Below are 10,667 nucleotides of genomic sequence, written 5' to 3' on the forward strand. Positions count from 1 at the left end.
TGATAGCTCGAGCGACAATATTTAATAACCTAGTCATATCATCTTCCTCGTGTTTGGACATCGTAAATGGGGTATAGCCCCAGTGTAGTAGTACGCTGTGTTGTTAAGCAAGAGAAAAATTACCCCGACCCCTCAACGAGGCGGGGCCGCCATCAGTGCCTCTGCGCGAACTGGCCGAGTTCGGACTTATGCCAGCGGGTCAATGTATCGGTGAGCATGAAGGTGTTACCCTGGCAGGCGTCCTTCTTTTGCTGTAGCTCTTCATGTTCACTGCAAGCCATTTCACGTAACTTCCAGCCTGAATACTGACCATAGATACGATGAACTTTGTCGAGTATAGCTGCTTCATCAGGCGTAAATTTGCTCATGTCTATCTTGACTGGCGGGACTGGTAACGGCCCATTCTTATAGTATCGGTACCTCAGCTTCAGGGCACGGATAACAGGACCATCGGGTGAGGCTTCAATTTTTTCATTGAATAATGGTTTGCCAAGCAGAGATAGTGCAAAGACCTGTGCATAGTAAACAAGTCGTTGCAATTTAGTGCTGGTAATCACATCCCCACAGCCCTCGTTTTGATTTCGTATCAGATAATAATTTGCTAAATCGAAACAATCTCTCATACACCACTCCTTTGTATAAACGAAAACCCAATAACCACATTCCATGTAGCTGAGTGACAAGTATTTCATACCTTGACAGAAATTAATTTTATATTTTGCTTGATGTTGTTCGCGGAATATCTACAGATTAAGAGAGAATTTTTTGTTCGTATTCAACGCAATGCGTCCGATTTCGTTGACCTGTGGCACTCCAGCACAATGTAATATTCACACTGACGTTTACTCTCTGTTGAACATTTACGGTCGCCACAGCTTCTCTCCTCAATTCCCCTCCCAACAGTCTCCAGCAATCTCCCATTTAGCGCACGTGTTGGCGCTGTAAGCGATTTTCTTCGCTCTCCATTCAAAACCCCACCACGTTGGCATATGAAGCGCGCCTGATGGCTTACGGGTGCTCTCAGGCTTGCATCCATTCGTTGATGTCAATTTTAAGGCACCCGTCAGCTTGCCTGAGACGTTTTGCCAATGTCTGGCACCCTTTAGTAATTCAAAGCCGAAAACCTCTCACGATGGCGCACAGACGCTCTTAGGTATGGTCGCGTGAGCAATGAGGCGATTGCCCATGTCAGTTGGTATGTGCTTGGCTATATTTTGAACTACGAAAATTTTGTAGTTCAACTTTTGAGCAATAATCAGCATCCGCGATTGCCCGGTACTGAGTTTTGCAAAAATCCGGTAAAAGCTGCCGATGAGCACTATTTTTGAGGGTGGCACAGGGGGTGTGTGCAGTAAAAGCCACAGCCGATAAGGCTTCCGGGGCAGTTGTCCAGCACATGAGCCAGCCAGAGAGGGAGCTTTTCCAGATGATTTTATCTCAATCGTCGACGGGAAGTGGTTTTAAAGCGGGTGCCAGTGGTTTAAAAACGGGGGTGAGTGGTTTAGAAAATTTCAATCATTTCATTATATTTCAATTATATGCGGATTTCTAAACCACTCAAACCACTAAAACCACCCCTTTTTGCTTATATTATAAAAAAAGTTGCCGTCGCGCGTTTAGTGTTCGTTTACCTTTCGCCATTTCACAGAGTCACCTTTACGTTTCAAACGGACTGATTAAAATGTCGCCACCAAGCAGCCATAGGGGGCTTGCGTACAGATAACTATCTGAACGTAAGGGGATATTTTCGATTTGTGCAGCACGGCTAACCACGTCGATTATTTCGACGCAGTTCGTGGGGTATGTGCAGATAACCTATTGAATGATAATGCCGATTGGGAATTTGTGCAGACCGAAGCACCAATCGATGCTTCGCGCAAACTCTGTGCGTCAGTGTTACTGACTCGCAAAACGTCTCAACGAACCACGTCAATATTATTGCCTTGGTTACCCGGAGCTATTTCTGTAGCTTCGCTCAAACTTTGAGCTCCCCAAAATCGGGGAGTGCAAAATCATAGAGCGGCGGTACAGCCATGCTGCACATGGGGTGTGCATAGTCCAAAGGGTCGGATTTGAAACCCTTCCCCTGTTAACATCTGTGCGTCTGGTGTATTTAAACTACGGGAAAATCCCGGGGTTTATGTGCCCCTTGGTATCGGAAGCTCACCAACCGGTGCGACGATTATCGCATCGCTCAAAATTTGTGCGTCAGCGATACTGACTCGCAAAAGTAGAGATGATTCAAAACTGAAGCATAAGGCGTATCAACGGGTTATCAGCAATCTGCATACCGGGTGTGCATCGTCCAAAGGGTCACATTTCAAATGCCACCCCTGAGGCATGCTCAAACTTTGTGCGTGACTATTAGTCACTCGCAAAATCAGCGAAGGTCGTGGGGGCTTGCGCACAGATAACCTATTGAATAACAATGCCGATTTCTCATTTGTCCAGCGGCATAGCATGACGATTAATTTTCCCCTGTTTCGGGGAAAACTCCCATGCACCTGAAAGATGACAATCACATAGCCGCATTGCAGAGAGATTATTCTACGGGTTACGTGAAGTTACTCACGGGTTAGGAACGCTGTTTCACGAGTTACAAATCTCTGGTTAAAAAATGTCAAGCCATTGATTATAAATGCGAATAAAAACTTAGCACCCTACGATAACCCGGTAACCCGTGTAACCCGAGACTTTTTTTACTTTTTATAAAAAAAATCTAACCCACATTTAGTGGGTCATGCCCCAGCCTCTCAGATGTCCAAAAAGCGACCAACCGTCTTATAGTCAGTCGGTCATCTGCATCCAACCGCCTCGCTAAAAGATACGCGGTTCATGCCGCTTTGGCTTGTGCACGTCTGAAGGACTTGTCCAGCGTCCCCACCCGAAATGACTTCCCCGGTTACCGATATCCAACGCCCGTACGCTTCACGGAGACCTACAATATTTTTGTAGGTCGTGGGGGTATGCCCAGCAGAATCCGCATAGCACGAGGGCTGAGGAGATTTTGTGCAGCCATGTTCGAGCTTGGTAGGCATGGAACCCCCGGTGTGCATTCTCTCTGTGGCTGGCACATCGTCTCTATCATGGCGTTGGGATGTTACTGCATACCGGGTGTACATGGGAAAACAGCTTGGGGGGATGGTTATACTAAAGCCATCATTGAGCGGAAAAGTTGTTTCCAAGCGTTCGAGAGCTTGCGCGGTTGTGCAGGAAGTTATGAGTGACCATTAGTATAACAAATAATGAAAATCACTGGATTATTTTATTTATTCATTTGTTTTTATTTGTTTTAAAAATAAATATTGTTTGTGATGAAGGCAAATAACTCCGGGGCAGTTTATGACTCTTTCGCCCGAAATCTCTTAAAGACAGCCGTGGCTCACCCCACCGGAGGCGTCCCCCCCGTTCAGGCGCCGTTTTGGCCCGCACGGTTAGTGTTACGGCCCCGCCGGCGTTATACTGGCGTAGCCTCACCTTTTCGCCGCTTACACACAGGGATTTTAGCGATGGAACAACCGGATATCGAACACATTAACGCCTATTTTCTGACGCTGCAGGAGACCCTTTGCGCGGCGTTAACCGCCGCCGACGGCGGCGCCGTTTTCCATGAAGACCTCTGGCAGCGCGACGAAGGCGGCGGCGGACGGACGCGGGTGTTGCGCCAGGGCCGGGTCTTCGAGCAGGCCGGCGTCAATTTTTCACGGGTGTATGGCGGCGCCCTGCCGGCCTCCGCTACCGCTCATCGGCCAGAATTGGCCGGACGTTCCTATCAGGCGATGGGCGTGTCGTTGGTGGTGCATCCAGAGAACCCTTACATTCCCACCAGCCATGCCAATGTGCGTTTTTTTATCGCTGAAAAACCGGGGGCGGAACCGATATGGTGGTTTGGCGGCGGGTTCGACCTCACGCCGTTTTACGGTTTTCACGAGGACGCGGTCCACTGGCACCGCACGGCGCAGGCCCTGTGCCAGCCGTTCGGCGACACGGTCTATCCCCGTTATAAGCGCTGGTGTGACGATTATTTTTTTCTCAAGCATCGCAACGAGGCACGCGGCATCGGCGGGCTGTTTTATGATGACTTATCCACCCCGGACTTCAGCGAGGCTTTCGCCTTCAGCCGCGCCGTGGGTCAGGGCTATCTCGATGCCTATCTGCCCATCGTCGAGCGGCGCAAATCCCATCCCTGGGGCGAGCGCGAGCGGCAATTTCAGCTCTACCGCCGCGGCAGATATGTCGAATTCAATCTGGTGTAGGACCGCGGCACCTTATTCGGTCTGCAATCGGGCGGCCGCACCGAATCGGTCCTGATGTCGATGCCGCCGCTGGTCCGCTGGCAATATCACTACGATCCGGCGCCCGACAGCCCCGAGGCCGCGCTGTATCGCGACTTTTTGCCGGCCCGCGATTGGCTTAAGGAGTAACAGCATGGAAATCTGGGTGGATGCCGATGCCTGTCCGCGGGTCATCAAAGAGATCCTGTTTCGCGCCGCGGTACGGCATGAGATACAGATCACGCTGGTCGCCAATCAATCGCTACCGGTGCCGCCATCTCGCTTTATCCGCACGCTGCGCGTGGCCGCCGGTTTCGACGTGGCGGACAACGAAATCGTCAAACGGGCCGCTGCGGGGGATCTGGTGATTACCGCCGACATTCCGCTGGCGGCGGAAGTGCTGGCACAGGGAGCGCTGGCGCTTAACCCGCGCGGCGAACTTTACCAGCAGGCCACAATCCGCGAGAAACTCACCCTGCGCGATTTTATGGATACCCTGCGCGGCAGCGGCATCCAAACGGGCGGTCCACCGCCGCTCGGGCAGCGCGAGCGCCAGGAATTTGCGCGCCAGCTGGATAAATGGCTGCACCAGGTTCAGTCGCGGCGTTAATATATAGCACTCTTTCACAATTATTTATGAGAAGATAAAGTAGATTGTTGACCTTACGCGACAGCGCCGGCTTACCCGGTCGCTGCCTTCTGCGCGGCCATAGATTAGAGTCATCATAATAATCAGAAAAAGCGTATTTCATTCTACGTCTTGTTGATGCAGTGTTATCCTAAAGTTAACCGTCACTTATGCGGGTGATAGTATTCAATTCATGGAGTAGAGAAATGAACCAGTTAGAAGGTCTGAAACAATTTACCACCGTCGTGGCCGACAGCGGAGACATCGAGTCCATCCGCCATTATACGCCGCAAGATGCCACCACCAACCCGTCCCTGATCCTAAAAGCCGCCAGCCTTACCGCCTATCAACCGCTGTTTGAAGATGCGCTGGCCTATGCCCGCAAACAGGGCGGCACCCGCGAAACCCAGATTATTAACGCCTCCGACAAGCTGGCGGTCAATATCGGCGTGGAGATCCTCAAAAGCGTACCAGGACGTGTCTCTACCGAAGTGGATGCGCGCCTCTCCTTCGATCGCGGCATGTGTGTCGCCAAGGCCCGCAAACTGGTGGCCCTGTATCAGGAACAGGGGATCGATAAATCCCGCATTCTCATCAAGCTGGCTTCCACCTGGGAAGGGATCAAGGCCGCTGAAGAGCTGGAAAAAGAAGGGATTAACTGTAACTTGACGCTGCTGTTCTCCTTCGCCCAGGCGCGCGCCTGCGCCGAAGCCGGCGTGTATCTGATTTCGCCGTTCGTCGGCCGCATTTATGACTGGTACAACCAACGTAAACCGCTCGACCCGTACGTGGTGGACGAGGATCCGGGTGTGGTCTCGGTGCGCAAAATCTACGATTATTATAAACAGCACCGTTATCAAACCGTCATCATGGGCGCCAGCTTCCGTAAAGTGGAACAGATTCTGGCGCTGGCCGGCTGCGATCGCCTGACCATCTCCCCTGGCCTGCTGGAAGAGTTGCATAAAGCCGACGCGCGCGTTGAGCGTAAACTGTCGCCCTCCACCGAAGGTTTTCATCAGCCGGCGCCGCTGTCTGAACCGGAATTCCGCTGGGAACATAACCAGGATGCGATGGCCGTGGACAAACTGGCCGAAGGTATCCGCCAGTTCGCGGTTGACCAACAAAGCCTGGAAGATCTTCTGGCGGCAAAACTGTAACCTTTGGAGCCTCTAATGACATCAAGAAAAGCGCTTGCCAACGCTATCCGTGCGTTAAGCATGGATGCCGTGCAAAAAGCCAATTCCGGCCACCCCGGCGCGCCGATGGGCATGGCGGATATCGCCGAAGTCCTGTGGCGCGATTACCTGAACCATAATCCGTCTAATCCGAAATGGGCCGATCGCGACCGTTTTATTCTGTCGAACGGCCACGGCTCGATGCTGCTCTACAGCCTATTGCATCTCACCGGCTACAATCTGCCGATGGAAGAATTGAAAAACTTCCGTCAGCTGCATTCCAAAACCCCAGGGCACCCTGAATACGGTTACACCGATGGCGTGGAAACCACCACCGGGCCGCTGGGCCAGGGGATTGCCAACGCCGTCGGTCTGGCGATCGGCGAGCGTACGCTGGCGGCGCAGTTTAACCGTCCCGGCCATGAGATTGTCGATCACCATACCTATGTTTTCCTCGGCGACGGCTGCATGATGGAAGGCATTTCCCATGAAGTCTGCTCGCTGGCCGGCACGATGAAGCTGGGCAAACTGCTGGCGTTTTACGACGATAACGGCATCTCCATCGACGGCGACGTCGAGGGCTGGTTCAGCGATGACACCGCCGCCCGTTTTGAAGCCTATGGCTGGCATGTGGTACGCGGCGTGGACGGCCACGACAGCGATAGCGTCAAGGCGGCCATCGAAAACGCCCGCGCCGTCACCGATAGACCGTCGCTGCTGATGTGTAAAACCGTTATCGCCTTTGGCGCACCGACCAAAGCCGGCACCCACGGCGCCCACGGCGCGCCTTTAGGCGACGATGAAATCGCCGCTACGCGCAAAGCGCTGGGCTGGAACGAGCCGCCTTTCGTCATCCCGGCGGAAATTTACCAAGGCTGGGACGCGAAAGAGGCGGGCAAGCAGAAAGAAGCGGCCTGGAATGATAAATTCGCCGCCTATGAAAAAGCGTTCCCCGAATTGGCGCGCGAGTTCAAACGCCGTATGAACGGTGAGCTGCCGGCGAATTGGCAGGCGGAAAGCCAGAAAATCATTGAACAGCTGCAGGCCAAGCCGGCGAAGATCGCCAGCCGTAAAGCCTCGCAGAACGCACTGGAAGCCTTTGGCCCCATGCTGCCGGAGTTCCTGGGCGGCTCGGCGGATCTGGCGCCCAGTAATTTGACCATCTGGTCGAAATCCACCTCGATTGCCGACGATCCTGCCGGTAATTATATCCACTACGGCGTGCGCGAATTCGGCATGACGGCTATCGGTAACGGTATCGCCCACCACGGTGGTTTTGTGCCCTATACCGCCACCTTCCTGATGTTTGTCGAATACGCTCGTAATGCGGTGCGCATGGCGGCGCTTATGAAAGCGCGCCATATCATGGTTTATACCCATGATTCTATCGGTTTGGGTGAAGACGGCCCGACCCATCAGCCGGTCGAGCAGTTAGCCAGCCTGCGCATGACGCCGAACATGAGCAATTGGCGTCCCTGCGATCAGGTGGAAACGGCGGTGGCCTGGAAGAAGGCCATCGAGCGCCACGACGGTCCTACCGCGCTTATTTTGTCACGTCAGAATCTGGCGCAGCAAGAGCGCACGGCGCAGCAGCTGGCGGATATCGCCCGCGGCGGGTATGTGCTGAAAGATTGCGAAGGACAGCCGGAACTGATCTTCATCGCGACCGGTTCGGAAGTGGAGCTGGCCGTAGCCGCTTATGAGCAGTTGCAGACTGAAGGCCGCAAAGTGCGCGTAGTATCGCTGCCTTCTACCGACGTTTTCGATGCGCAGGACGACGCTTATCGCGAATCGGTGTTGCCAAAAGCGGTGACGACCCGGGTTGCTATCGAAGCCGGCATCGCCGATTACTGGTATAAGTACGTGGGCCTGAACGGGCAGATCGTCGGCATGACCACCTTCGGTGAATCGGCACCGGCGGAGGAATTGTTCAAAGTGTTCGGCTTCACCAAAGAGAACGTACTGAACAAAGCGCGTTCGCTGTTGAAGTAAGACTTTCCCTCACCTTACGCCGGCGACCCTCGGGTTCCGGCGTTTTTGTGTCTTATCCCCTTACTGCGTTGCGCCTGGTACCCCTGCGCCGTTGCACCGGGCATCCCCTGCGCCGTTGCACCGGGCACCCCCGGCGCCGTTGCGCCGGGTATTTCCAAGATACTGCTCACCCACGCTGTGACACGCCGCCGAGACCGCATTCGCCACATCGGGTATCCCTTAGTGCCCGCCGTTCGCCGACACAACAGCGCAGCACGCCGGTATTGCGCAGGCTGCCGGCACAGCAGCGCAGCACGTCGGTATTGCGCAGATTCTCGGCACAGCAGGGCAGCAAGTACCACTCCCGGTATTACGCAGGTTGCCGGCACATTGCGGGCGCCTTACGCCAATGGCGTCGGGGTCGCCCCCCGCGAATCTATGGCAATCTCGTCGTCGCCCTCCCCGTCGGCGAGGGAGCTGATATTATGTTTAATCATATAGCCAATTATCACCAAATTTGTGTTGATATGATCCAGAGAAACGGCGCAATGTTGGGCATCTTCCCCGGCGCGGTTTTTGAGCGTGACGTTGATCCCCTCTGCCGTGAGCAACTGCTCGACGATAGCCTGGTTGCCAGCACAGGCCGCCATATGCAACGCGGTGTTGCCGTCATAATCCGTCGCGTTAATGTCGCTATGACTTTTTGCCATTAATTTCTGAACGAAATTTAAATTTTCCGATTTCACCGCCATCTGCAGCGCCGTTTGGTAATAGGAGTTCCGAAGGCTGAAATCATGCCCGCTAAACGCGAGTAAACGCTCAAACATCTCCGTCTTGTTGTGTTCGATCGCCAGCATTAGCGCAGTCTGGTAGCTTTTATCTTGTAGGTTGATCTTTATCCCGCGGTTGTTGAGAAGTTGGTTAAGGTGATCATTTGTACCGTTTCTGACCACTTCCATCAGCGGCGTGCTGCCATACACATCAGCGATATTAACGTCGATATCCTCACAGTGAAGTAGCCGCTCGAAGACCCCTTTACTATCATAGGTGGTTGCCAACCACAGGGCGCTTTGATGGTAAACATTGGTGAGATTGACATCGATCCCCGTGACATTGAGCAGGATTGAGCACAGTGCGGGATCGGGCCATTGAGTAGCAATCATCAATGGGGTCCAACCACAGCTATCCTGTTGATTGATATGAGCCTTGGCTACATCGGCCAGCAGGGTCAACACGTCGGGACAACCGGCCTCGACGGCCAAATGCAGCAAGGTAGAGTTCTTGTTCGGCGTGACAACCGAGAGGTTGGCGTTATAGCTCAGTAAGCGCTCTACCACGGCGAAATGGCCATTTTTTATGGCCAACTGTAGCGGCGTGTAATTATTTTCATCACGTTGGTCGACGGCGCTACCCGCGCGTAAGCTGGCATCTACGCAGTTGAGGTCCCCCTCTTTGGCGGCTTGCGAGAGAGAGAGAAAGGACCCGTCGCGGGGGACGCCACTGCCCTGCTGGGGGGACGGGCCGGACAATCCGACGCGCTGACGGGCCTGCATTGCGACGCGGGGAGGGTCAGATTCAGGCGCCCTGAAAGAGGCTCACAACCAGGAAAATAGACCGACTCTGTGGCCCGCAATGTCAGGCGTTTTTTGCGTGCAGCGGCCCGTGCCGGCGGCGCTTTTGCTTCGTCCGGGCGTGGGACAAGGTCGAGCTGAGCGAACACGTTGTACCGCTCTGAACGGCAGGGAAATACAGGTTGCCTTGGCGTGCGCCCAGTGTCCAGTACGGGCGCCGCGGGCGCGAAACCTTCGCTCGCGGGAGGTGCTGTGCATGTCTGTCTGACGGTGCGCAACGCGCCAGCACCGCGCGGTGGAGGGCCATGCTGCCCCCGTGCGGTGCTGAGAGGGACTGCAAGCGCTTGGGCTATTTGGCTGGTGAGTAACAGGCCTGTTATAAATAGCGGCATACGGCGCGATGGCGCAATGTAGGCATTATTTCGGTCATTTCCTGACGCGGGATTGCGATTCGCATTGTCCGGTTGTAAATGACGGTTATGGTGGCTGCCAATTTGACGACGGTAGGACGATAAGTCTGTAATCATCACATCTCTCCTTTAATTTAAGGGATCATCATAATCTTTAAACTATCGAATGGGCGAACAGACAGGGACTATATCCAAAATATTTCCTGTCGCAATGCATTAACAATTTCCCTAGAGAACAGCCAAGAAAGAAATGGAAGAGAATACAACATTAGAGACAATATACGGCGATAATATTAGCGAGAGATTGAGGGCGAATTATAAAACACAGCGAGACATTAAAGACAGTAAACGGTTGATCCCGACTCTCTCTGCATAGGTATCTACACATCAGGGAGGAGGCTTAAGAGCAACTCTCGCTAAATGAGTAAGTTCTTCCAGACTATATTCCGATAATAATTTTAGTGTATTCAACAAGATGGATAGGCCAGCGAGGAGGCTGTAAAATAATCTTTGTAAATGGCATTTTTAGCAAAACCTTTAAAGGACTACAAAATGCCTATCAGCAACGATCTTATTGACCAATTGCTCCAGGATTGCCACTCCCCTCAGGACCTGTTGGGGGAATCAGGATTACTCAA

7 protein-coding genes and 1 pseudogene are annotated in these 10,667 nt (G+C 53.3%); 6 read left to right on the plus strand and 2 right to left on the minus strand.

All coding sequences use genetic code 11. The features are described from left to right. Window positions 1–152: 152 nt before the first annotated feature. Entirely contained in the window at window positions 153–623 is a 471-nt protein-coding gene (locus tag CINSTRO3249_RS08090; protein WP_074012901.1) for a Panacea domain-containing protein, read from the minus strand. A 540-nt stretch (window positions 624–1,163) separates the two neighbouring features. On the opposite strand from CINSTRO3249_RS08090, the gene CINSTRO3249_RS17185 reads away from it, so the two are divergent. The 6 genes and pseudogenes from CINSTRO3249_RS17185 to tkt all read left to right on the plus strand — a co-directional run bounded on the left by CINSTRO3249_RS17185 (window position 1,164) and on the right by tkt (window position 8,069). After that, window positions 1,164–1,328 carry a hypothetical protein gene (locus CINSTRO3249_RS17185; protein WP_174249758.1) on the plus strand — a complete coding sequence of 55 codons (165 nt, stop codon included), beginning with the start codon at window positions 1,164–1,166 and terminating at the stop codon, window positions 1,326–1,328. A 14-nt stretch (window positions 1,329–1,342) separates the two neighbouring features. Then, window positions 1,343–1,552 carry a hypothetical protein gene (locus CINSTRO3249_RS08095; protein ID WP_125933152.1) on the plus strand — a complete coding sequence of 70 codons (210 nt, stop codon included), beginning with the start codon at window positions 1,343–1,345 and terminating at the stop codon, window positions 1,550–1,552. Window positions 1,553–3,509: 1,957 nt separating this feature from the next. After that, window positions 3,510–4,424 (plus strand): annotated as a pseudogene (gene hemF, locus CINSTRO3249_RS08100) (oxygen-dependent coproporphyrinogen oxidase). A gap of 4 nt (window positions 4,425–4,428) precedes the next feature. Then, window positions 4,429–4,884 (plus strand): YaiI/YqxD family protein, encoded by a 456-nt coding sequence (locus CINSTRO3249_RS08105; protein ID WP_074012903.1) that lies wholly within the window; start codon window positions 4,429–4,431, stop codon window positions 4,882–4,884. A gap of 224 nt (window positions 4,885–5,108) precedes the next feature. After that, on the plus strand, window positions 5,109–6,059 hold the full coding sequence (gene tal / locus CINSTRO3249_RS08110) for a transaldolase (RefSeq protein ID WP_074012904.1): 951 nt from the start codon (window positions 5,109–5,111) through the stop codon (window positions 6,057–6,059). A gap of 15 nt (window positions 6,060–6,074) precedes the next feature. Next, a complete protein-coding gene (gene tkt, locus CINSTRO3249_RS08115) occupies window positions 6,075–8,069 on the plus strand; it encodes a transketolase (RefSeq protein ID WP_074012905.1) in 1,995 nt (664 codons plus the stop codon). 380 nt (window positions 8,070–8,449) lie between these two features. Here the strand turns inward: tkt and CINSTRO3249_RS08120 are convergent, their stop codons facing one another. Then, window positions 8,450–9,601: an ankyrin repeat domain-containing protein gene (locus CINSTRO3249_RS08120; protein ID WP_074012906.1), complete on the minus strand. Its 1,152-nt coding sequence runs from the start codon at window positions 9,599–9,601 to the stop codon at window positions 8,450–8,452. Window positions 9,602–10,667: the final 1,066 nt, after the last annotated feature.

Origin of the sequence: Candidatus Sodalis sp. SoCistrobi, assembly GCF_900143145.1 — a bacterium.
In the GTDB taxonomy this organism is placed as follows: domain Bacteria; phylum Pseudomonadota; class Gammaproteobacteria; order Enterobacterales; family Enterobacteriaceae; genus SoCistrobi.

What these genes read in the sequence shown, in the direction of transcription:
- CINSTRO3249_RS08120 (WP_074012906.1), bottom strand. Translation starts at nt 9,601, where the DNA reads ATGCAGGCCCGTCAGCGCGTCGGATTGTCCGGCCCGTCCCCCCAGCAG.
- CINSTRO3249_RS08105 (WP_074012903.1), top strand. Translation starts at nt 4,429, where the DNA reads ATGGAAATCTGGGTGGATGCCGATGCCTGTCCGCGGGTCATCAAAGAG.
- tal (WP_074012904.1), top strand. Translation starts at nt 5,109, where the DNA reads ATGAACCAGTTAGAAGGTCTGAAACAATTTACCACCGTCGTGGCCGAC.
- tkt (WP_074012905.1), top strand. Translation starts at nt 6,075, where the DNA reads ATGACATCAAGAAAAGCGCTTGCCAACGCTATCCGTGCGTTAAGCATG.
- CINSTRO3249_RS08090 (WP_074012901.1), bottom strand. Translation starts at nt 623, where the DNA reads ATGAGAGATTGTTTCGATTTAGCAAATTATTATCTGATACGAAATCAA.